This is a genomic window from Mesorhizobium sp. 113-1-2, assembly GCF_016756475.1.
GTDB classification, from domain to species: domain Bacteria; phylum Pseudomonadota; class Alphaproteobacteria; order Rhizobiales; family Rhizobiaceae; genus Mesorhizobium; species Mesorhizobium loti_C.
This window is the reverse complement of sequence record NZ_AP023242.1, coordinates 130,443-152,134: the sequence shown is the minus strand read 5'-3', so window position 1 is coordinate 152,134 and position 21,692 is coordinate 130,443. Positions and strand designations below refer to the sequence as shown.

18 protein-coding genes are annotated in these 21,692 nt (G+C 64.1%); 9 read left to right on the top strand and 9 right to left on the bottom strand.

What is annotated here, in order from left to right; all coding sequences use genetic code 11:
• Positions 1-2 precede the first annotated feature (2 nt).
• The 4 genes from fdhF to JN279_RS00675 form a co-directional block, all read right to left on the bottom strand.
• Positions 3-2,915: a formate dehydrogenase subunit alpha gene (gene fdhF, locus JN279_RS00690; protein ID WP_202351739.1), complete on the bottom strand. Its 2,913-nt coding sequence runs from the start codon at positions 2,913-2,915 to the stop codon at positions 3-5.
• 10 nt (positions 2,916-2,925) lie between these two features.
• Positions 2,926-4,482 carry a formate dehydrogenase beta subunit gene (locus JN279_RS00685; protein WP_202351738.1) on the bottom strand — a complete coding sequence of 519 codons (1,557 nt, stop codon included), beginning with the start codon at positions 4,480-4,482 and terminating at the stop codon, positions 2,926-2,928.
• Positions 4,479-4,958 carry a formate dehydrogenase subunit gamma gene (locus JN279_RS00680; protein ID WP_096453177.1) on the bottom strand — a complete coding sequence of 160 codons (480 nt, stop codon included), beginning with the start codon at positions 4,956-4,958 and terminating at the stop codon, positions 4,479-4,481. Before JN279_RS00680 ends, JN279_RS00685 begins: the two co-directional genes overlap by 4 nt.
• A gap of 138 nt (positions 4,959-5,096) precedes the next feature.
• Positions 5,097-5,996, bottom strand: coding sequence for a LysR family transcriptional regulator (locus JN279_RS00675; RefSeq protein WP_096453178.1), 900 nt, complete (start codon positions 5,994-5,996; stop codon positions 5,097-5,099).
• A gap of 169 nt (positions 5,997-6,165) precedes the next feature.
• On the opposite strand from JN279_RS00675, the gene JN279_RS00670 reads away from it, so the two are divergent.
• Positions 6,166-6,807 carry a DUF47 domain-containing protein gene (locus tag JN279_RS00670; RefSeq protein WP_143976066.1) on the top strand — a complete coding sequence of 214 codons (642 nt, stop codon included), beginning with the start codon at positions 6,166-6,168 and terminating at the stop codon, positions 6,805-6,807.
• A 3-nt stretch (positions 6,808-6,810) separates the two neighbouring features.
• Entirely contained in the window at positions 6,811-7,815 is a 1,005-nt protein-coding gene (locus tag JN279_RS00665; RefSeq protein ID WP_096453180.1) for an inorganic phosphate transporter, read from the top strand.
• 16 nt (positions 7,816-7,831) lie between these two features.
• Here JN279_RS00665 and JN279_RS00660 read toward each other — a convergent pair whose 3' ends face one another.
• A complete protein-coding gene (locus tag JN279_RS00660; RefSeq protein WP_096453181.1) occupies positions 7,832-8,209 on the bottom strand; it encodes a VOC family protein in 378 nt (125 codons plus the stop codon).
• 217 nt (positions 8,210-8,426) lie between these two features.
• Between JN279_RS00660 and JN279_RS00655 the strand changes: the two genes are divergently transcribed.
• Positions 8,427-9,599 (top strand): Mrp/NBP35 family ATP-binding protein, encoded by a 1,173-nt coding sequence (locus JN279_RS00655; protein ID WP_096458441.1) that lies wholly within the window; start codon positions 8,427-8,429, stop codon positions 9,597-9,599.
• Between the two features lie 18 nt (positions 9,600-9,617).
• Here JN279_RS00655 and JN279_RS00650 read toward each other — a convergent pair whose 3' ends face one another.
• On the bottom strand, positions 9,618-10,067 hold the full coding sequence (locus JN279_RS00650) for an SRPBCC family protein (RefSeq protein WP_096453182.1): 450 nt from the start codon (positions 10,065-10,067) through the stop codon (positions 9,618-9,620).
• 149 nt (positions 10,068-10,216) lie between these two features.
• Between JN279_RS00650 and JN279_RS00645 the strand changes: the two genes are divergently transcribed.
• The 4 genes from JN279_RS00645 (at position 10,217) to JN279_RS00630 (ending at position 14,996) form a co-directional block, all read left to right on the top strand.
• Positions 10,217-12,022, top strand: a complete 1,806-nt coding sequence (locus JN279_RS00645) for an IlvD/Edd family dehydratase (RefSeq protein ID WP_096453183.1) — start codon at positions 10,217-10,219, stop codon at positions 12,020-12,022.
• Positions 12,023-12,329: 307 nt separating this feature from the next.
• The gene (locus JN279_RS00640) at positions 12,330-13,148 is read left to right on the top strand and encodes a chromate resistance protein ChrB domain-containing protein (protein WP_202351737.1); all 819 of its coding nucleotides are present in this window, start codon (positions 12,330-12,332) and stop codon (positions 13,146-13,148) included.
• Entirely contained in the window at positions 13,145-14,533 is a 1,389-nt protein-coding gene (gene chrA / locus JN279_RS00635; RefSeq protein ID WP_096453185.1) for a chromate efflux transporter, read from the top strand. The genes JN279_RS00640 and chrA overlap by 4 nt, the downstream gene beginning before the upstream one ends.
• A gap of 64 nt (positions 14,534-14,597) precedes the next feature.
• Positions 14,598-14,996 carry a hypothetical protein gene (locus JN279_RS00630; protein WP_202351736.1) on the top strand — a complete coding sequence of 133 codons (399 nt, stop codon included), beginning with the start codon at positions 14,598-14,600 and terminating at the stop codon, positions 14,994-14,996.
• An 18-nt stretch (positions 14,997-15,014) separates the two neighbouring features.
• Here the strand turns inward: JN279_RS00630 and JN279_RS00625 are convergent, their stop codons facing one another.
• Together JN279_RS00625 and pdxR are read right to left on the bottom strand one after the other, a co-directional pair.
• Complete coding sequence (locus tag JN279_RS00625; RefSeq protein ID WP_096453187.1) at positions 15,015-16,604, bottom strand: trimethylamine methyltransferase family protein; 1,590 nt, start codon at positions 16,602-16,604, stop codon at positions 15,015-15,017.
• 191 nt (positions 16,605-16,795) lie between these two features.
• Positions 16,796-18,289 carry a MocR-like pyridoxine biosynthesis transcription factor PdxR gene (gene pdxR / locus JN279_RS00620; RefSeq protein ID WP_095200991.1) on the bottom strand — a complete coding sequence of 498 codons (1,494 nt, stop codon included), beginning with the start codon at positions 18,287-18,289 and terminating at the stop codon, positions 16,796-16,798.
• Between the two features lie 304 nt (positions 18,290-18,593).
• On the opposite strand from pdxR, the gene pgi reads away from it, so the two are divergent.
• Positions 18,594-20,237, top strand: coding sequence for a glucose-6-phosphate isomerase (gene pgi / locus JN279_RS00615; protein ID WP_096453188.1), 1,644 nt, complete (start codon positions 18,594-18,596; stop codon positions 20,235-20,237).
• Between the two features lie 5 nt (positions 20,238-20,242).
• Positions 20,243-20,965, top strand: coding sequence for an HAD family hydrolase (locus JN279_RS00610; protein WP_096453189.1), 723 nt, complete (start codon positions 20,243-20,245; stop codon positions 20,963-20,965).
• Here JN279_RS00610 and JN279_RS00605 read toward each other — a convergent pair.
• Positions 20,962-21,684, bottom strand: coding sequence for a class I SAM-dependent methyltransferase (locus JN279_RS00605; RefSeq protein WP_446720391.1), 723 nt, complete (start codon positions 21,682-21,684; stop codon positions 20,962-20,964). The genes JN279_RS00610 and JN279_RS00605 overlap by 4 nt on opposite strands.
• Between the last annotated feature and the right edge of the window lie 8 nt (positions 21,685-21,692).

Below are 21,692 nucleotides of genomic sequence, written 5' to 3'. Positions count from 1 at the left end.
GGCTACTCCGCTGCCTGCAGCGAGGCGATGCGGCGGCTGTTCCTGGCCTGCTCATCATACTCGCGCTGCCAGTCCGACGGGCCGTTGGAGGCGCCGACCTGCACCGCCGTCACCTTGTACTCCGGACAGTTGGTCGCCCAGTCCGAGAAGTCGGTGGTGATGACGTTGGCCTGCGTGTCCGGATGGTGGAAGGTGGTGTAGACCACGCCCGGCGACACCCGGTCGGTGATCAGCGCCCGCAGCGTCGTCTCGCCGGAGCGGCTGGTAAGCCGCACCCAGTCGCCGTCGCGCAGGCCGCGATTCTCGGCATCGTGCGGGTGGATCTCCAGCCGGTCTTCCGAGTGCCACATGACGTTGTCGGTGCGCCGCGTCTGCGCGCCGACATTATACTGGCTGAGGATGCGGCCTGTGGTCAAAAGCAGCGGGAAGCGCGGCCCGGTCCTCTCGTCCGTCGCCACATATTCGGTGCGGATGAACTTGCCCTTGCCGCGCACGAAGCCGTCGATGTGCATGATCGGCGTGCCGAGCGGGGCCTTCTCGTTGCAGGGCCACTGCACCGATCCCACCCGGTCGAGCAGATCGAAGGAGACATTGGCGAAGCTCGGCGTCGTCTGGGCGATCTCGTCCATGATCTGCGACGGATGCGTGTAGTTCCAGTCGAGCCCGATGGCGCGGGCAAGCTCCTGCGTCGCCTCCCAGTCGGCATAGCGCGCCTTTGGTTCCAGCACCTTGCGCACCATGTTGATGCGGCGCTCGGCATTGGTGAAAGTGCCGTCCTTTTCCAGGAAGGTCGAACCCGGCAGGAAGACATGCGCGTAGTTCGCTGTTTCGTTGAGGAAGAGATCGTGCACGACGACGCATTCCATGGCCGCGAGACCGCCGGCAACATGCTTGGTGTCGGGATCGGACTGCAATATGTCCTCGCCCTGGATGTAGATGCCCTTGAAGGAGCCGTCGACGGCGGCATCGAGCATGTTGGGGATGCGCAGGCCGGGTTCGTCGTCCAGCTTCACGCCCCACAGGCTCTCATAGATGTCGCGCACGGCTTCGCCGGAGATGTGGCGGTAGCCGGGCAGTTCGTGCGGGAAGGAGCCCATGTCGCACGAGCCCTGCACGTTGTTCTGGCCGCGCAGCGGGTTCACGCCGACGCCCGGGCGGCCGATATTGCCGGTGGCCATGGCGAGGTTGGCGATCGCCATCACCGTCGTCGAGCCCTGGCTGTGCTCGGTGACGCCGAGGCCGTAATAGATCGCGCCATTGCCGCCCTTGGCGTAGAGCCGCGCGGCACCCCGGATCAGCTCCGGATCGACGCCGGAAAGCTTGCCGACGGTCTCGGGGCTGTTTTCCGGCAAGGCGACGAACGAGGCCCAGTCCTGGAACTCCGTCCAGTCGCAGCGTTCGCGGATGAAGGCTTCGTCGAAAAGCCCTTCGGTGACGATGACATGCGCCAGCGACGTCAGCACCGCCACGTTGGTGCCGGGCTTCAGCGGCAGGTGATAGTCGGCCTCGACATGAGCCGATTTGACCATCTCCGTGCGGCGCGGATCGAGCACGATCAGCTTGGCGCCCTGGCGCAGCCGCTTCTTCAGCCGCGAAGCGAACACCGGGTGCGCCGAAACCGGATTGGCGCCGATGACGACGGCGACGTCGGTGAATTCGACGGAATCGAAATCCTGCGTGCCGGCCGAGGTGCCGTAGGTCTGGCCGAGCCCGTAACCGGTCGGCGAATGGCAGACGCGGGCGCAGGTGTCGACATTGTTGTTGCGGAAACCCTGCCGCACCAGCTTCTGGACGAGATAGGTCTCCTCATTCGTGCAGCGCGAGGAGGTGATGCCGCCGATCGAAGTGCGGCCATACTGATATTGGATCCGGCGGAATTCCTTGGCCGTATGGGCGATGGCCTCTTCCCAGCTCACCTCGCGCCACGGGTCGGAAATCTTCTCGCGGATCATCGGCGACAGGATGCGGTCCTTGTGGGTGGCGTAGCCATAGGCGAAACGGCCCTTGACGCAGCTATGGCCGTGGTTCGCCTTGCCGTCCTTGTAGGGCATCATACGGATGACTTCGTCGTCCTTCACCTCGGCCTTGAACGAGCAGCCGACGCCGCAATAGGCGCAGGTGGTGACGGCGGAGCGCTCGGGCATACCCTTTTCGAGCACTGTCTTCTCGCGCAGCGCATCGGTCGGGCAGGCCTGCACGCAGGCGCCGCAGGACACGCATTCGGAAGCGATGAAATCCTCATGCATGCCGGCGACCATGCGCGATTCGAAACCGCGGCCCTCTATGGTCAGCGCGAAGGTGCCCTGCACCTCCTCGCAGGCCCGCACGCAGCGCGAGCAGACGATGCACTGCGCCGGATCATAGGTGAAATAGGGATTGGATTCGTCGCGGGCGATGTAGTCGACGGCCAGCGAGCCATGGCCGGGCGCGACGCCGTCTTCCTGCTTGACGTGGTTGCGGCCCTCGACGCCGTAGCGGTTCTCGGTCAGGCCGACTGATTTCGCCACCGTGTCGAATTCGCTGGCGCCGGTGCCGGCCTTCTCGTTCCAGCCGGTCGGATGATCGGAGACGTAAAGCTCCATGACGCCGCGGCGGATCGCGTCGAGCCGGTCGGACTGCGTGCGCACCACCATGCCTTCGCCGACCGGCGTCGTACAGGAGGCCGGCGTGCCGCCACGGCCTTCGATCTCGACCAGGCAGACGCGGCACGAGCCGAAGGAGTCCAGCATGTCGGTGGCGCAGAGTTTCGGGATCTCGACACCGCCTTCCATCGCCGCGCGCATGATCGAGGTGCCTTCCGGCACCGTGATGCTGCGGCCGTCGACGTTCAGCGTGACCTGCTTTTGCGCTCGCGATTCCGGGGTTCCGTAGTCGATCTCTTCGACCAGCGATGGGAAGTCGGCCTTGATGTTCATCTGCCAGCTCCTACTCAGCAGCCACGCGCGCCGGCGCGGGCTTGAAATCTTCGGGGAAATGCGTGATCGAACTCATCACCGGGTAGGGCGTGAAGCCGCCCAGCGCGCACAGCGAACCGAACTTCATCGTGTTGCAGAGGTCGGTGACCAGAGCGAGGTTCTTTTCCGGCTCGATGCCGGCGGCAAGCCTGTCGATGGTCTCGACGCCGCGCGTCGAGCCGATGCGGCAGGGCGTGCACTTGCCGCAGCTTTCGATGGCGCAGAATTCCATGGCGAAGCGCGCCTGCTTCAGCATATCGGCCGTGTCGTCGAACACGGTGATGCCGGCATGGCCGATCAGCCCGTCGCGCTTGGCGAATTCCTCGTAGTCGAACGGCGTGTCGAACAGAGCGCGCGGGAAATAGGCGCCGAGCGGTCCGCCGACCTGCACTGCCTTCACCGGGCGGCCAGTGGCCGTGCCGCCACCGATGTCATCGACGATTTCGCCCAGCGTCAGGCCGAAAGCGGTCTCGAACAAACCGCCATTCCTGACATTGCCGGCGATCTGGATCGGGATCGTGCCGCGCGAGCGGCCCATGCCGAAATCCTTGTAGAAGGCGGCGCCCTTGTCCATGATGATGGGCACGGAGGCCAGGCTGATCACGTTGTTGATCACCGTCGGTTTGCCGAACAGGCCCTGGATGGCCGGCAGCGGCGGCTTGGCGCGCACCACGCCGCGCTTGCCTTCCAGGCTGTTCAGAAGCGAGGTTTCCTCGCCGCAGACATAGGCGCCGGCGCCGACGCGGATTTCCATGTCGAAGGCGTTCGGCGAGCCCAGCACATTGACGCCGAGCACACCGGACTTGCGAGCGATTTCGACGGCCTTGTTCATTGTTGCCACCGCATGCGGATATTCCGAGCGGATATAGACAAAACCCTTGGTCGCGCCGGTGGCGATGCCGGCGATCGCCATGCCTTCGATCAGCACGAAGGGGTCGCCTTCCATGATCATGCGGTCGGCGAAAGTCGCGCTATCGCCTTCGTCGGCGTTGCAGACGATGTATTTGCGCTCGGATGTCGTATCCAGCACCGTCTTCCACTTGATGCCGGTCGGGAAGCCGGCGCCGCCACGGCCGCGCAGGCCTGAGTCTGTCACCTGCTTGACAATGTCGGCCGGGGCCATGGCCACCGCGTTCTGCAGGCCCTTCAGCCCGCCGAGCGACTTGTAGGCGTCAAGCGACAGCGGATCGTTGATGCCGCAGCGGGCGAAGGTCAGCCGGGTCTGTTTGGCCAGGAATGGGATTTTGTCTGGCGCGCCGAGCCAGCGCTTGTGATGGCCGCCGGTGAGGAAACCGCTGTCGAACAGGCTCTTGACGTCGGACGACTTCACCGGCCCGTAGGCGACGCGGCCCTTTTCGGTCGCCACTTCGACCATCGGCTCGAGGAAATAGGCGCCGCGCGAGCCGTTGCGCACGATCTTGGCCTCGATGCCACGCTCGGCGAGTTCCTTGGCGATCGCCCTGGCGACCTTTTCGGCACCGAGCGCCAGCGCGCCGGAATCGCCGGGAATGTAAATGCGGGGGATCATGAGCGCACCTCGGCAAGGATCTCGTCGATCTTGTCGTCATCGAGCCGCCCGATCACCTCGCCATCGAGCATCGCCGACGGCGAACAGGCGCAAAGCCCGAGGCAATAGACCGGCTCGAGTGTAACCGATCCGTCGCGGGCGGTCTCGTGGAAACCGATGCCCAGCAACTGTTTGATCTTGGCAGCGACGGCATCCGAGCCCATCGACTGGCAGGCTTCCGCCTGGCAGAGCTTGAGGACATGCCGCCCGGCCGGCCGGGCACGGAAATCATGGTAGAAGGTGACGACGCCGTGCACCTCGGCCCTGGAGAGGTTCAGCCCATCGGCGATGACCGGCAGCGCTGCCTGCGGCACATGGCCGAATTCTTCCTGGATCTCGTGCAGGATCGGCAGCAATGGGCCTTCGAGGCCCTTCAGCTCTTGGATAATCGCCGCCGTGCGCGATGCGATCTCGGTACTTGCAGGCTGCATCGTCATGCAGCGCCCTCCCTGGTCGGTGGTAGCGTTCTAGCGCTAAGTCGTTACAAAAACAGAGGAAACCCGCGAAATCAATAAAGCTGATCCGTTGCTTGATAGAAATCTTCTATCAAGCGCTGCCAGCCGCCATTCTCTATCCTAGCGGTGGGCGCGGAAATCGTCTGCCAGCGCCATCGCCTCGTCCAGCAGCGCCTGCACCAGCGGCGTGTGCGGCTCGCGCGGCGCGGCCACCAGGCCGACCGTGTGGCTGGCATCCGGCTCGACGATCGGAATGGCTCGGATCGGCTCGGAAAAGCCGAACGTTTCCGCGAGGTTGAGCGGCATGATCGATGACCATTTGCCGGTGTGGATATGCGAGAACAGCACGATCATCGAGTTGGATTCGAGCGTCGGCCGCACCTGCACCCCGGCCTCAGCCAGATGCTGGTCGATGATGCGACGGTTCTGCATGTCCGGCGTCAGCAAGCAGAGCGGCAACCGGCTGATCTCGGCCCATGTCACTTTGTCGCGGTCGGAATAGGGATTTCCGACCGCCGTGATCAGCTGATAGCGCTCATCGTAAAGCGGCACGCTGGTCACCCGCCCGAGCGGTTCGTTGTCGAGATAGGTGATGCCGGCGTCGATGTCGAAATTGCCGAGCAGCGACAAGACTTCGATCGAGGTGCGCGACAGAACCGAAAAGGTGACGCCCGGGTGCTTTTCGCGAAACGGCGTCGTCAGCCGCGCCACCATGGCGAGTGCCGTCGGAATGGCGGCAATGCGGATGCGGCCGGAAAGACCGTGGCGCGCCGCCCGCATCTCCTCGCGCATGGTCCTTGAATCGCCGACGATGCGGCGCGCCCAGACCAGCACCTGCTTGCCTTCCGGCGTCAGCCCCTGGAACCGCGACCCGCGATTGACCAGCATGACGCCAAGCTGCCCCTCCAACTGCTTGATACCGGCCGACAGGGTCGGCTGGGTGACGCCACACGCCTCCGCCGCCCGGCCGAAATGCTCTTCCTTGGCCAGCGCGATGAAGAATTCGAGTTTGTCGATCATGCCATCCTTCCGGTCGTCATGCGCAGACTCGGGGAAATTCTTCCTTGCCGCAAGCGCTGTGCGTAATCGTTCCGCATCCACATCTTTCAGCCGGCTTACTGTTTCCCGCGGCGTCAGGCGGCGCTATGTCAATGAAACGGTCGTGAACAGGGCGCGATGGGAGACTGACATGCTGGGCTGGTTCCGCAAGCTGCTGCCACGCGAAGATCGTTTCTTCGAATTGTTCGAGCGGCATTCCCGTACGGTGGTCGGCGGCGCGGAAGCGCTGCAGCAGCTTCTTCAGGGCAAGGACATCGATCGCTGGTGCCAGAAGATCGTCGATCTCGAGGACGAAGCCGATCATATCACGGCGGAAGTCCTGCTTGCCGTGCGGCGCTCCTTCATCACACCTTTCGATCGCGGCGACATCAAGGATCTGATCCAGTCGATGGATGACGCCATCGACATGATGCACAAGACCGTCAAGACGGTGAGGCTATTCGAGAAGCGGGAGTTCGACCCGCTGATGCAGGAAATGGGCGCCGTCATCGTCGACGCCGCCCGTTTGGTCGCGGAGGCAATCCCGTTGCTGGCCAAGGTCGGCGCCAACAGCGCACGCCTCAATGCCCTCGCCGAGGAGGTGATGCGCGCCGAAGGCCGGGCCGACGATTTGCACGAGCAGGGCCTGAAGGATTTGTTCAGGCGCCATGGTCGCGGTGACGCGATGGCTTATCTGATCGGCAGCGAGATCTATGGCCAGCTGGAGAAGGTGGTCGACCGTTTCGAGGACGTCGCCAACGAGATCAGCGGCATCGTCATCGAGAACGTCTAGGCGATGGACGTCGCGATCGCTTTCCCCCTGCTGGCCGGCCTCGTCGCCGTCGCACTGTTCTTTGATTTTCTCAATGGCCTGCACGATGCGGCAAATTCCATCGCCACCATCGTCTCGACACGCGTACTCAGGCCGCAATATGCAGTGCTGTGGGCGGCCTTCTTCAACTTCATTGCCTTCATGTTCTTCGGCCTGCATGTCGCTGAGACCGTGGGGAAAGGCATCGTCGACGTCAGCATCGTCACACCGGCGGTGATCTTCTCGGCCCTCGTCGGCGCCATCGTCTGGAACATCGTCACCTGGATCGCCGGCATTCCCTCGAGCAGTTCTCACGCGCTGATCGGCGGGCTGGTCGGCGCCGGCGTTGCAAAGGGAGGCATCGGCGCCATCGTCTGGTCGGGACTTGGCAAGACGGTCGCCGCGATCGTGCTCTCGCCGGCGACCGGTTTTGTCTTGGCACTCGTGCTGATCCTGGTGGTTTCGTGGCTGTTCGTGCGCCAGACGCCGTTCGCCGTCGACAGCACCTTTCGCGTCCTGCAGTTCTTTTCCGCCTCGCTCTATTCGCTTGGCCATGGCGGCAACGATGCGCAGAAGACCATGGGCATCATCGCCGTGCTGCTCTATTCGCAAGGCATGCTCGGCGAAAAATTCTACGTGCCGCTATGGGTCGTCCTGACCTGCCAGTCGGCGCTGGCGCTCGGCACGCTGTTCGGCGGCTGGCGGATCGTCCACACAATGGGTTCTAAGATCACCAGGCTCAATCCGATGCAGGGCTTCTGCGCCGAAACCGGCGGCGCAATCACACTGTTCGCCGCCACCTGGCTTGGCGTTCCCGTATCGACCACGCATACGATCACCGGCGCCATCATCGGCGTCGGCGCCGCCCGCCGCGTCTCGGCGGTGCGCTGGGGCATTGCCGGCAACATCGTCATCGCCTGGATCGTCACCTTGCCGGCGACGGCGGCGATTTCGGCTCTCACCTATTTCGTCACAAACCTGGCAGGCTGACGCGCAGCGCCGAAGCCTATTTGTCGACTAGATTCAGGATGTTGCCGTCGGGGTCCTTGAACCATGCGACCTTCATGCCGTCGCCGACATGGACGTCGCCCTCAAGCGTCAGGCCGGGCATCTCATAATGTTCGAAGGCCACGCCCTTTGATTTCAGCGATTTGACGACATCGCCGATCTGGTCGCCAACCGTCCAGGTCAGTGCCGTCGCCTTGTTGGTTCCGGCAAATTGCGAGTGGTAGACATTGATGAGCGTGTCACCGCTTTTGTAGACGATGAGCTCGCCGCCCATGTCGTCGACCTGCTTGAGGCCTAGCGTGCCCTCATAAAAGGCCTTTGCCCTTGCCAGGTCCTTGACGGCGAGATTGGCCGTTGCGTTGCTGTTTTGGAGCATGACCGTCTCCTTCCCGGATTGTCGTGTCCTCGCTCAGGCAACCGAAATAGGGCAGGCGGCCCGTTTGGCCATCGGCAACCGTCCGACCGGGAGCGTCACCTGGCAAAATCCGACAGCATCGGTCGTTTTCCGTGGCACGCCGGACAAGCCTTTGCGTCACGGCTTGGTTCTCGCTGGAAACTGCACTATCTGGATCGCAAAACGCCGAGGAAAGATCATGACCGTTACCAAGGAAATCGTCACCGAGCGCCTGAAGACGGTCAACGGGCCGGACTTCACCGGCAACATCGTCGACCTCGGCATGGTTTCGGAGATTTTCATCGCCGATTCGAAAGTGTTCTTCTCGATCACGGTTCCCGCCGCCCGTGCGCAGGAGATGGAGCCGTTGCGCGCCGCCGCCGAGCGTGTCGTCAAGGCGATCCCCGGCGTTGCCGGCGCCGTGGTGGCGCTGACGGCGGAGAAAAAGGGGGGCGGCATGGAAGCGCCGGTGCCGGCGCGCCCCGCGCCCAGGCCGGCATCGCCTGCAACCGCCGCCCCGCGCCCCGCGCCGCATGCCCCCGCCTCGCACAGCTCGGGCAAGCGCGGCGTGCCCGGCATCGAGGCGATCATCGCGGTTGCTTCCGGCAAGGGCGGCGTCGGCAAGTCGACCACCGCCGTCAATCTCGCGCTTGGCCTCGCCGCCAATGGCTTGCGGGTCGGTGTGCTCGATGCCGACATCTACGGCCCGTCCATGCCGAAGCTGCTCAACATCCACGGTCGGCCGCAGACGGTTGACGGCAAGATCCTGAAACCGATGGAGAACTACGGTCTCAAGGTGATGTCGATGGGCTTCCTCGTCGATGAGGAGACGCCGATGATCTGGCGCGGGCCGATGGTGATGTCGGCGCTGACGCAGATGCTGCGCGAGGTCGAATGGGGCCGGCTCGACGTGCTCGTCGTCGACATGCCCCCCGGCACCGGCGACGCGCAATTGACCATGGCGCAGCAGGTGCCGCTGGCCGGCGCCGTCATCGTCTCGACGCCGCAGGACCTGGCGCTGATCGATGCCCGCAAGGGTTTGAACATGTTCAAGAAGGTTGACGTGCCGCTGCTCGGCATCGTCGAGAACATGAGCTATTTCATCGCCCCGGACACCGGCAAGCGCTACGACATTTTCGGCCATGGCGGCGCACGCCGCGAAGCCGAACGCCTCGGCGTCACCTTCCTCGGAGAAGTGCCGCTGGAAATGGGTATCCGCGAAAGCTCGGATGCCGGTGAGCCGGTTGTTGCCTCGAAGCCCGATAGCGCCACGGCGAAAACCTATCGCGACATCGCCGCCAAGGTCTGGGACCGCGTCAATGAGGAACGCGGCGCGGCCGAAGCGGCGGTGCCGAGCATCGTCTTCGAGTAAGCGTTCCGAGGGGGAGGGTCAGCCGCCGACCTTCTCGCCGAAACTGGAAAAGAACTGCCCGGCCAGTTTTTTCGACGTCGACTCGATCAGCCGGCTGCCGAGCTGGGCGATCTTGCCGCCGACATCGGCCTTGGCCGCGTATTTGAGCACCGTGGCATCCGGTCCATCCTCGGTCAGCGTCACGTCGGCGCCACCCTTGGCGAAGCCGGCGATGCCGCCCTTGCCTTCGCCCTGGATGGTGTAGGAATGCGGCGGCTTGAGGTTCTTCAGCGTCACTTCGCCGTTGAAGGTTGCCTTGATCGGGCCGATCTTCAACACCACCGTCGCCGCCATCTCGGTCGGCGACTTCATCTCCAGACTCTGGCAGCCGGGAATCGTCGCCTTCAGCACATCGGGATCGTTCAGCGCTTCCCAGACTTTTTGTAGGGGTGCGGCAATGCGTTCCTCGCCTTCGATCACCAAAGCCATCAAGAACCTCCCGGAAAGAATGCTTTGAAGCCCTAGCGCAGGGGCGCTGTTGTGTCTATCGCACCAAAGTGCGGGTTAGGAACGCGCGTGCCCCTTGCTTGCAGTGACGCGTTGTCATATCGATTTGTCATACAAATACGGAGACCGTGATGGCCGGCGCCCCCACCAAGAAGAAAAAATTCCGCTCCCAGGAGTGGTTCGACAACCCCGACAATCCGGGAATGACCGCGCTCTATCTGGAGCGTTACCTGAATTACGGGTTGACCCGTGCCGAGCTGATGTCGGGCAAGCCGCTGATCGGCATCGCCCAGACAGGCTCGGATCTGTCGCCTTGCAACCGGCACCATATCGAGCTCGCCAAGCGCGTGCGCGAAGGCATCGTCTCGATGGGCGGCATCCCTTTCGAATTCCCTTGCCATCCGATCCAGGAGACCGGCAAGCGCCCGACCGCAGCACTTGACCGCAACCTTGCCTATCTCGGCCTCGTCGAGGTGCTCTATGGCTATCCGCTCGACGGCGTCGTGCTGACCATCGGATGCGACAAGACGACGCCGGCGCTGCTGATGGCGGCGGCCACCGTCAACATTCCTGCCATCGCGCTGTCGGTCGGTCCGATGCTCAATGGCTGGCACAAGGGCAAGCGCACCGGCTCCGGCACCATCGTCTGGGAATCGCGCCAGCGGCTGTCGGCCGGCGAGATCGACTATGACGAGTTCATGGACATCGTCGCTTCCTCGGCGCCGTCCACCGGCTATTGCAACACGATGGGCACCGCCACCACGATGAATTCGCTGGCCGAGGCGCTCGGCATGCAGCTTCCGGGCTCGGCCGCCATTCCGGCCCCTTACCGCGAGCGCGGCCAGATCGCCTACGAAACGGGAAAACGCATCGTCGACATGGTGCATGAGGATCTGAAGCCGTCCGACATCATGACGCGCAAAGCCTTCGAAAACGCCATCGTCGTCAATTCGGCGATCGGCGGTTCCACCAACGCGCCGATCCATCTCAACGCCATCGCCCGCCATCTCGGCGTGCCGCTCGACAATGACGACTGGCAGAAGATCGGCCTCAAAGTGCCGCTCATCGTCAATCTGCAGCCGACGGGCGAATATCTCGGCGAGGATTACCATCATGCCGGCGGCGTGCCGGCGGTGGTGGCCGAACTGATGAAGGGCGGGCTGTTGCCGCATCCCGATGCCCTGACCGCCAATGGCAAGTCGATCGGCGACAATTGCAAGGCGGCGGTCGTTGAAAACGCCGACGTCATCCACAGCGTCGACAAGCCGCTGAAGATCAATGCCGGCTTCATCAACCTCAGCGGCAATCTGTTCGATTCGGCGATCATGAAGACGAGTGGCATCTCGCCGGAATTCCGCGAACGCTATCTGTCCAACCCGAAGGACCCGGAAGCGTTCGAAGGCAACGCCATGGTCTTCGACGGGCCGGAGGATTACCACGCCCGCATCGACGATCCGGCGCAAGGCATCGACGAGCACACCATCCTGTTCATGCGCGGCGCCGGCCCGGTCGGCTATCCCGGCGGCGCCGAGGTCGTCAACATGCAGCCGCCGGCCTACCTCATCAAGAAGGGCATCCATGCGCTGGCGTGCATCGGCGATGGCCGCCAGTCGGGCACGTCGGGCTCGCCGTCGATCCTGAACGCCTCGCCGGAAGCGGCAATAGGCGGCGGCCTGGCGCTGCTCAAGACAGGCGACCGCGTTCGCATCGACCTGAACAAGGGCACCGCCAACATCCTGGTCAGCGACGACGAGATCGCCAAGCGGCGCGCAGCACTCCAGGGCAATGGCGGCTACCATTATCCGCAGCACCAGACGCCATGGCAGGAAATCCAGCGCGGTATGGTCGACCAGTTCGACCAGGGCATGGTGCTGAAGCCGGCGGTGAAATACCAGGATGTCGCGCACACCCGTGGCGTGCCGAGGGACAATCACTGATTGCTGCGGAGACAATCGCTGATTGCTCCGGAGACAATCGCTGATTGCTCCCGGGATAATCACCGATTATTCCAAGGGGCAGTCATCGATTATTCCTGGCGGCAATCACTGATGTTGGATCGACCGGCTGACGGCCCGTGCAATTGGGCCGCCAGCCGTTTTTCGTTTTCGCAGTGGCGCTCCGGTCACGATCCTTGACAAGCGCGCCCAACAAATCCACGATCATGGCAAGGGGTGCATCGCGACGACCCCGTGAGGCGTCAGCCCAACGTTCGCGTCCAAGCTTCTCTATCAGGAGGTGGACGCTATGCCGTCAACAACCGCTATCACCGTATCGCAACTGTCCCGTCTCGTCGGTCTGCCGGGTGCGCCTGTCATCATCGATGTCCGCATCGATGATGATTTCGACGCCGATCCGCGCCTGCTGCCGGCGTCGGTCCGGCGTGATTTCAAAACCGTTTCGACCTGGGCGCCCGATTTCGCCGGCAAGCCGGTGGCGATCGTCTGTCAGAGAGGTCAAAAACTCTCGCAAGGCGTGGCCGCTTGGCTGCGGCACGAGGGAATTCCCGCTGAATCCCTCGAAGGCGGCTTTGAGGCCTGGCGCGATGCCGGGGGGATTCTGGTCCGCACCGACAAATTGCCGCCACGCGACGAAAAGGGCCGCACCGTCTGGGTGACACGGTCACGCCCGAAGGTTGACCGCATCGCTTGCCCCTGGCTGATCCGGCGTTTCGTCGACCCTCATGCGATGTTCCTGTTTGTCGAACCCGCTGAAGTCTTGGCTGTTGCCGACCGCTTTCAAGCCGTGCCATTCGACATCGACAATGTGTTCTGGAGCCATCGCGGCGAGCGCTGCACCTTCGACACGATGATCGAGGAATTCGGGCTGGAATCCGCCGCGCTCGACCGTCTCGCCGCGATCGTGCGCGCGGCCGACACCGCAAATCTCGATCTGGTGCCCCAGGCCGCCGGCTTTCTGGCTGCCTCGCTTGGCCTGTCGCGGATGTTTCGCGATGATCTGGAGCAATTGGAAGCAGGCATGCTGCTCTACGATGCATTCTTCCGCTGGTGTCGCGACGCCACCGAAGAAACGCACAACTGGCCCAGCGCGGGGAAACCGTCATGAGCGCTGTTGCGCCTCTACATGAGGCGGGGAACGTCGAGGCGCCGGCTGCCCCGACCTTTGCCGAAGCCGTGAAGGTCTGGGCGAAGATCGGACTGCTCAGCTTCGGCGGGCCGGCCGGGCAGATCGCCCTGATGCACAGGGAACTGGTCGAGGAGCGGCGCTGGATCGGTGAACAGCGTTTCCTGCATGCGTTGAACTACTGCATGCTCCTGCCCGGCCCGGAGGCCCAGCAGCTCGCCATCTATATTGGCTGGCTGCTGCACCGGACGGTCGGCGGCCTTGTCGCCGGCATCCTGTTCGTCGTGCCCGGCGCGCTCGTCATGCTGATCCTGAGCAGCCTCTACGTGCTCTATGGCGACATGCCGCTCGTCGAGGCGCTTTTCCTCGGGGTGAAGGCGGCGGTGCTTGCCATCGTCATCGAGGCGGTGATCCGCATCGGACGGCGCGCCTTGAAAAACCGGGCCATGGTGCTGATCGCGGTCGCGGCCTTCATCGCCATCTATGCGTTGAATGTGCCGTTTCCGCTCATCATCCTGCTCGCCGGCCTGACAGGATGGCTGGGAGACCGCATGGTTCCCGGCCTGTTTTCCGGCTCCGCGCATGGCAAGGGCGACGTTGTCGACATCAAGGGCGCGGTCGACCTGATGTTCGAGCGCGGCGAACTGGCCCATGTCAAACCGACCAGATGGCATGCGCCGCGCACGATCGCCATCTGGCTACCGATCTGGCTCGGACCGGTTCTCGTCATCTGGTGGTTCACCGGCGCCAGTGTGTGGACCGAGATCGGCCGGTTCTTCAGTCTGATGGCGGTCGTCACCTTCGGCGGCGCCTATGCGGTGCTTGCCTATGTCGCGCAGGCGGCCGTCCAGTCCTTCGGCTGGCTGGCCCCCGGTGAAATGGTCGATGGTCTCGGGCTTGCCGAGACCACGCCTGGCCCGCTCATCCTGGTGCTGCAGTTTGTCGGCTTCATCGCCGCGTTCCGCCACTCCGGGTCACTGAACCCATTGCTTGCCGGATCGCTTGGAGCGCTGCTGACGCTGTGGGTGACGTTCACGCCGTGCTTCTTCTGGATATTCCTTGGCGCGCCCTATATCGAGGCCCTGCGCGGCAACAGGGCCTTGTCGGCGGCACTCGGCGCGATTACCGCCGCTGTTGTCGGCGTCATCATGAATCTCGCTTTGTGGTTTGCCTTGCACGTCGTTTTCCGTGAGGTGCACGCAATGAGCCTCGGCATGAATGTGCCGGTGCTTTCGTCGATCGACTGGCGTGCCGCGCTGCTCTCCTGTGCCGCGATGATCGCCATCCTGAAGCTGAAGATCGGCATGCTGCCGACGCTCGCCGGATCGGCCCTTGCCGGTGTCTTGCTGCTGGCGGTGGGTGGCTAGATATCAGTCGCCTTTGTATTCCGCTTGCCGACCACTTAAGTGGTTGGAAACGGATCGGACCATCATGGCGCAACGACGCTTTTCCCTCGGTTTCCTTGGCATGTTCGGCCGCTCGGGCGATCTGAGGCAGCTTGATACCGCCTTGCGCGGCGTCGACCTGCATCCCGCCCTGGTGCCTGAGGGCGTGAAACTCACCCTCGTCAATCTGATGAAGGACCGCTGGCCCGACGAACCGCCGCCACAGGCCTATCCGGACGTGGCGCGGCTGTTCAGCTATTGCATTGCCGGACCGGAAACTTTCGAAAGCGCGCATGGCTTGCAGCAACGGCAGGACGTCGAGCGCCGGATCGAGGCCGCTGTCGAGGCCGGCGACAGTTTCGACGCGCAAATCGTGCTGATGGCGCTACACGCCAAGCTGATCAATGCCGAAGTCGTCGAGCGTTTTGGGTTGGGCGCCGAATAACTTGTTCCGACGAGCGCCTCAGCCGCCCATATTGGCGCGTGGCAGCTTGATCATGTCACCGAAGCGGGCGCGCAATTTGTCGTCGAGCAGTTTCGGCACATGGCGCGGGAAGCGTTCGGCAAGGATCCGCTTCTTCTCGATGATCGCCCGCTGCAATATGTCGGGCCGGCCCTTCTCGTTCCATTCCTTCGGCGAAAACCGGTCGCCGACGGCCGGGTAGAAATACTCCGTCTGCATCAGCCGCAGCGTCTGCTCGTTGCCGAGATAGTGGCCCGGGCCGTTCAGGCAGACCTCGGCGATGGTGTCGATCGACAGTGCCTCGTCGGTCACCTCGATACCGCGCACGCAGCGCAGGCAGTGGCCGAGCATGTCATTGTCGATGATCAGGCTTTCCAGGCAGAAGCCGAGCAGCGAGGCATGCATGCCGGCCGACTCATAGACCAGGTTGAGGCCGGCAAGGCCGGCCATGACATCGGTGATGCCCTTTTCGTAGCCGGACTGGATGTCGGGCAATTTCGAATCCGTCATGCCGGCGGCCGAGCCGCCCGGCAGATCGTAGAATTGCGCCATCTGCGCGCAGGCCGCGGTCAACACCGCCTGCTCGGCCGAGCCGCCCGACATGGCGCCGGTCCGCAGATCCGATACGAACGGCCAGGTGCCGAAGATCGCCGGATGCCCCGGCTTGATGGCGTTGACATAGACCAGACCGGCCAGCACTTCGGCCACGGCCTGCACCACCGCGCCGGCGATCGCCGCCGGTGCGGTCGCGCCGGCCTGGCCGGCCGACAAAAGCAGGATCGGGATGCCGCCCTCGACGCAGGCCTCGAGCACGCCGCAGGCGTCCTCGGCGAATTTCATCGGCGGCACGACGAAGCAGTTGGAGTTCGACACGAACGGCCGGGCGCGGAAATTCTCCTCGCCGCCGGCAATGGCGTAGAGCATTTCCAGCGCCGGCTGCACGTTCTCGCGCACCGTGAACGAGGTGCCGACATGCTTGGACGTGCCCATCACGCAGGCGTAGAGCGTGTTGAAGTCCATTTCGAGTGGATCGGGAATGTCGCGCGGCACCATCGGCCGCTGGAAGAAATGGATGTTGTCGAGCCCGTCGACGATGCGGGCGGCGTCATAGATGTCCTGCAGCAGCGATTCGCGGTATTCGCGCTTCTCGACATCGACCAGATGGACCGCGGCACCCGCCGTGCCGTAATGCACGCGCTTGCCCTGGATCACCATGTCGTGTTTCGGGTCCTGGCCGTGCAAGGTGAAATTCCGTGCCGCTTTTTTGATCGTGTCGAGCACCAGCGCGCGCGGGAAACGGATGCGGCCGTCATCGCCATAGGTGGCGCTGGCCTTGGTCAGGGCGTCTATGCAGGAGGGGATGGCATTGGCGAAGCCGACGGTCTCCAGCAGCGTCAGCACCGCCTCGTGGATGCGCTCCTGGTCGTTCCCGCGCAACGGTCCGTAGCTGCCGCCCTCGAGGCCCGCGCGCACCGGCCTGATGTCGTCGGCGAGCGGCGCTGCCCGCATGGCACGGCGCGCTTCGCGTCCACCGGAGCGGCGCGAGCGCTGATCCGCCGCCGCTTCCTGCTTTTCAAGAACCACTGACATGGAGGCACTCCACCTTTTCTTGGAAACAGGGCGGCGGTTGGTCCACCATCGTCTGTTTCTTCCCCTTTATGCCACGACTATGCCGCCGGCATTGGCACAGACTATGAGCCAGCCGGTCTGGCTGCATATGCCAGAGCTAAAGGTTACGGAGCCGCACTCATGCGGCTCCGGTCAGGGATAGAGCGCGTGGTTCAGGCAGCCGCCGGCCTGCGGCCGGCCGCGGTGGCGAGTTCGCGGATGCCGGGCTCGATATGCTGCAGCGCGATCGACGAAATGCCCAACCGCATGAAACGCGAAGGCTTTTCGGTGCGGTCGAAGAAGCGGTCGCCCGGCTCGATGATGACGCTGCGCGAGGCGGCGGCCTCGGCCAAACCGCGGGAATCGGTACCGCGCGGCCCTTCGAGCCAGAGCGACGTGCCGCCGGCCGAGTCGGTCGAGCGCCATTCCGGCAGGAAAGCGGAAATCGCATGGACCAGGCGCTTGCGCCGCTCGTCGAAGGCGCTCGACAGCCGCCGCACCAGGGCCTCGTGATGGCCGAGCGACAGGAACAGTGCGACGGCGCGCTGGTTGTTGGCCGGCGGATGGCGCAGCATGAAACGGCGCAGCGCCCTGAGCTCCGATATCAGCCCAGCCGAGGCGACGATGTAGCCAAGCCGCAGGCCGGGAGCCAGCGTCTTCGACATCGAGCCGACATAGACGACGCGACCGGAGCGATCTAGGCTCTTCAGCGCCTGCTGCGGCGCCTCGTCGAGAAGCTGGCTGTCATAGCCGTCCTCGATGATGATCTGGTTGTGCCGGTTGGCGCGCGCCAGAAGATCCTGCCGACGCTCGGCAGACAACGGCACCATGGTCGGGCAATGATGGCTGGGCGTGACGAAGACGAAGCCCGAATCATTGGGGATAGAAGAGGTTACGATGCCGGACTGGTCGACCGGAACCGGCTGGATCTCGGCGCCCGCAAGCCGGAAGATCGAGCGCGCGTCGGGATAGCCAGGATCTTCCATCGCCACCTTCGAGCCCTTGGTCATCAGCAGCGAAGCCAGCATGTAGAGCGCGTTCTGGGCGCCGAGCGTGACGATGATCTCGTCGGGGTTGGCGAAGATGCCGCGCCGGGGCAAGAGCCGCGCCTGAATCTGTTCGATCAAGAGCGGATCGTCGCGATCGACCATGTCGGACGCCCAGTTGCGGATTTCGAGCACGGCCAGCGCCATGCGGTTGCACTCGCGCCACTCGGCGGTCGGGAACAGCGCCGGATCGAACTGGCCGTAGACGAACGGGTAGGACGACTTGATCCAGTTCTCGTGCTTGGCCGGTGGCGGCATGTCGCTGGCGGCGATCTGCCGGCGCGCCTTCCAGTCGATCTCGTTGGCCTGGTCGGGCGCCTTCTGGTGCGGCTTGGCCGGCGTTGCCAGCACGTCCGGATTGACGAAATGGCCGCGCCGCTCGCGCGCCACCAGGAAACCCTGGTCGACGAGCTGCTGGAAGGCCAGCACCACCGTCCCGCGTGCGACGCCGAGTTTTTCGGCCAGGATGCGGCAGGAGGGAAGCGGCATCGAAGCGGCGATCTGGCGGTCGAGAATGGCGGCCACGATGGCTTGGCGGATCTGCGCCTGCAGGGTTTGGCCGGATTCGGCCGAAATCCGGAACAGGCCGGACCATATGGCCGTGTCGTTGCGCTGTGGCATGGGAAATCTTCCTCGGATGGCCAGCCATTTTCATTTGGCTGGACCAGTCGAGTGTATGGGTGGCACAAGGGGTTGCGCCAATCAATTTTTCTGATCGTTGGGATTTATGCCAGTGATCCTTCAGCCAAAAATCGGGCTCTGTGGCCGCCCGCAGTGACACATTGTGTCATCGCATCGTGATGCGATGCGGCATCGCCGCGTATTGACCGCACGGAATTCGGCTCAATAGGTTTGTCGCGACGACACGCGCCGGAAACATCCGGTCTGATAAAGTACGTCGAAAAACGCCAGGAGCCCCCCGCCAGTGGATAAGTCAGCCTTCCAGAAACAGCTTGCCGCCTTGCGCGATCATCGCGCTGCGGCACCTGCCAGCATGCGCCAGGCCTTCGCCGCCGATCCGCAGCGGTTCCAGACATTCTCCGCCAGCGACGGCGACCTCTTGCTTGACTGGTCGAAATGCGCCGTCGACGCAACCACCATGGACTTGCTGGAAAAGCTCGCCGGCGCCGCCGATCTCGAAGGCCGCCGCGCCGCCATGTTCGCCGGCAAGAAGATCAACATCACCGAAGACCGCGCCGTGCTGCACACGGCGCTGCGCAATCTCAGCGGCAAGGGCGTCACGGTCGATGGCCAGGACGTCAAGGCGGATGTTCTTTCCGTGCTCGACGCGATGGGCGCCTTCGCCGATGCCATCCGCTCCGGCAAAGCGGCCGGTGCCACCGGCAAGAAGATCACCGACATCGTCAACATCGGCATTGGCGGCTCCGACCTCGGCCCGGCCATGGCGACGCTGGCGCTCGCCCCCTATCATGACGGACCGCGCGCGCACTATGTCTCCAACATCGACGGCGCCCATATCCATGACACGTTGAAAGGCCTGTCGGCCGAGACCACGCTGTTCATCATCGCCTCCAAGACCTTCACCACGGTCGAGACGATGACCAATGCGCAGACGGCGCGCGACTGGGTGCAGAAGGCGCTGGGCAAGGAAGCGGTCGGCAAGCATTTCGCCGCCGTTTCGACGGCGCTCGACCTGGTGGCCAAGTTCGGCATCGAACCCGATCGCGTCTTCGGCTTCTGGGATTGGGTCGGCGGCCGCTATTCGGTCTGGGGCGCGATCGGCCTTCCGGTCATGATCGCCGTCGGTCCGAGGAATTTCCGCGCCTTCCTCGACGGTGCCCATGAGATGGACGAGCATTTCCGCACCGCGCCGCTCGCCAACAACCTGCCGGCGCTGCTCGGGCTGGTCGGTTGGTGGCATCGCGTGATCTGCGGCTATCCGGCTCGCGCCGTCATCCCCTATGACCAGCGCCTGTCCCGGCTGCCCGCCTATCTGCAGCAGCTCGACATGGAATCGAACGGCAAGGGCGTCACACTTGACGGCACGCCCGTGGCGACGCCGACCGGGCCGCTGGTCTGGGGCGAGCCGGGCACCAATGGCCAGCACGCCTTCTTCCAGCTTCTGCACCAGGGCACCGACTTCATCCCGGTCGAGTTTCTCGCCGCGGCCGTCGGCCACGAGCCGGAGCTCAAGCATCAGCATGATTTGCTGCTCGCCAATTGCCTGGCGCAGTCGGAAGCGCTAATGAAGGGCCGCACGCTGGATGAGGCGCGCGCGCAGATGCTGGCCAAGGGCATGAAGCCGGCTGATGTCGACAAAATAGCGCCGCATCGTGTCTTCTCCGGCAACCGGCCTTCGGTGACCATCCTCTATCGCAAGCTCGACCCGCGCACCTTCGGCCGGCTGATCGCGCTCTACGAACACCGCGTCTTCGTCGAGGGCACGCTGTTCAACATCAATTCCTTCGACCAGTGGGGCGTCGAGCTCGGTAAGGAACTGGCGACCGGCCTGCTGCCTGTCGTGGAAGGCAAGGAAAGCGCCGCAAACCGGGACGCCTCGACCAGGGGCCTTGTGGAACGCATCCACCAATTGCGTGGTTCGGAGTAACTGATTTGGCAGACATCAAAGGCATACTGTTCGACAAGGACGGGACACTTGTCGACTTCAACGCGACCTGGCTCGGCGTCGCCGACTTCATGGCCATGGACGCGTCCGATGGCGACCGCTGGAAGGCCGACAGGCTGCTGGCGGCGGCCGGCTTCGATTTCGCCAACCGCCGCTTCAAGCCCGATTCGATCTTTGCCTCGGGCACCAACATGGACGTCGTCGAGCTGTGGTTCCCGCGCCTGTCCGACGAGGACCAGATGCTGGCTGTCGCCCGCTTCAACGAGATCACCTCGGTGCAGGGTTCATCGATGGCGGTGGCGCTGCCGGGCATCGTCGACACCTTGGCAACACTGCACAAAAGATCTTACCGGCTCGGCGTCGCCACCAATGATTCCACCAGCGGCGCGGAAAAGACGCTGGTCACGCTGGGCGTCGCGCAGCTGTTCGACGCCGCCTATGGTTACGACGCCGTGGCCAATCCCAAACCAGCGCCCGACACCATCCAGGCCTTTTGCGATCTCACCGGACTGAAGCCGTCGGAGATAGCCATGGTCGGCGACAACCGCCACGATCTCGAAATGGCGCGCGCCGGCGGCTGCGGCCTGGCGGTGGGCGTGCTCTCCGGCACCGGCACGCGCGAATCGCTGGCCGAGATTGCCGACGTCATCCTGGATTCGGTTGCCGACCTGCCGGATTTCCTGGCGGCGCGGGTCAGGGAGACTGTCTAACCGCCAGGTTCGGCCTCGAAACGAAAGACGCCGCTCGGCCTTGGGGCGGCGTCTTTCGCGTCGCCGAAATCCGGCACCTGATATTCGGCGAGCAGGCGCAATCGCGACCGCGGCAGGTAGGCCCGGCCCGGATCGCCCACCAGCACCTCGATTCCGGTGGCAAGGCAGCGGTCGAAAAAAGGCATGACGCGCTCAGCGACTTCCTGGCCATAGAACACATCGCCGGCAAGCACGAGATCGACCAAGGGCGGCCAGCTCCCAGTGATATCGCCATCGACAATGGCAATTTTGACACCGTTCGCCGCCGCGTTGAGGCCGAGCGCGGCGACGCCGTTGCGGTCGATTTCGGCGGCGATCACCTCGCGTGCCCCGGCCTTGGCGGCGGCGATGCCGACAATGCCGGAGCCGGCACCGAGGTCGAGCACGCGGCGGCCTGCCACTGTCATCGGATGGTCGAGGATATAGCGCGCCAGCACCGCACCACCGGCCCAGGCATAGGCCCAGTAGGGCGGCCGCGGCTCCGACGCGTCGTCGTCCGCGTCACCATCGTCTTCGGGATCGACGAGGCGCCTCAGCCCGCTGCCCGGGTGGGCGGTGTAAAACCGGATTTCGGGAAGCGCCGCCACCGGAACAAGGCGCATGTTCGCCTTGATGAATTCCGCCGGGTCGAGGCGGGGGCGCGGGGTCGGCGAATCGTTGTCTGGCAAAACATTGCCCAAGGCGTTGT

Bases quoted from the DNA above. Each gene is read 5' to 3' on its own strand.
- fdhF (WP_202351739.1), bottom strand. From the start codon at position 2,915: ATGAACATCAAGGCCGACTTCCCATCGCTGGTCGAAGAGATCGACTAC.
- JN279_RS00685 (WP_202351738.1), bottom strand. From the start codon at position 4,482: ATGATCCCCCGCATTTACATTCCCGGCGATTCCGGCGCGCTGGCGCTC.
- JN279_RS00680 (WP_096453177.1), bottom strand. From the start codon at position 4,958: ATGACGATGCAGCCTGCAAGTACCGAGATCGCATCGCGCACGGCGGCG.
- JN279_RS00675 (WP_096453178.1), bottom strand. From the start codon at position 5,996: ATGATCGACAAACTCGAATTCTTCATCGCGCTGGCCAAGGAAGAGCAT.
- JN279_RS00670 (WP_143976066.1), top strand. From the start codon at position 6,166: ATGCTGGGCTGGTTCCGCAAGCTGCTGCCACGCGAAGATCGTTTCTTC.
- JN279_RS00665 (WP_096453180.1), top strand. From the start codon at position 6,811: ATGGACGTCGCGATCGCTTTCCCCCTGCTGGCCGGCCTCGTCGCCGTC.
- JN279_RS00660 (WP_096453181.1), bottom strand. From the start codon at position 8,209: ATGCTCCAAAACAGCAACGCAACGGCCAATCTCGCCGTCAAGGACCTG.
- JN279_RS00655 (WP_096458441.1), top strand. From the start codon at position 8,427: ATGACCGTTACCAAGGAAATCGTCACCGAGCGCCTGAAGACGGTCAAC.
- JN279_RS00650 (WP_096453182.1), bottom strand. From the start codon at position 10,067: ATGGCTTTGGTGATCGAAGGCGAGGAACGCATTGCCGCACCCCTACAA.
- JN279_RS00645 (WP_096453183.1), top strand. From the start codon at position 10,217: ATGGCCGGCGCCCCCACCAAGAAGAAAAAATTCCGCTCCCAGGAGTGG.
- JN279_RS00640 (WP_202351737.1), top strand. From the start codon at position 12,330: ATGCCGTCAACAACCGCTATCACCGTATCGCAACTGTCCCGTCTCGTC.
- chrA (WP_096453185.1), top strand. From the start codon at position 13,145: ATGAGCGCTGTTGCGCCTCTACATGAGGCGGGGAACGTCGAGGCGCCG.
- JN279_RS00630 (WP_202351736.1), top strand. From the start codon at position 14,598: ATGGCGCAACGACGCTTTTCCCTCGGTTTCCTTGGCATGTTCGGCCGC.
- JN279_RS00625 (WP_096453187.1), bottom strand. From the start codon at position 16,604: ATGTCAGTGGTTCTTGAAAAGCAGGAAGCGGCGGCGGATCAGCGCTCG.
- pdxR (WP_095200991.1), bottom strand. From the start codon at position 18,289: ATGCCACAGCGCAACGACACGGCCATATGGTCCGGCCTGTTCCGGATT.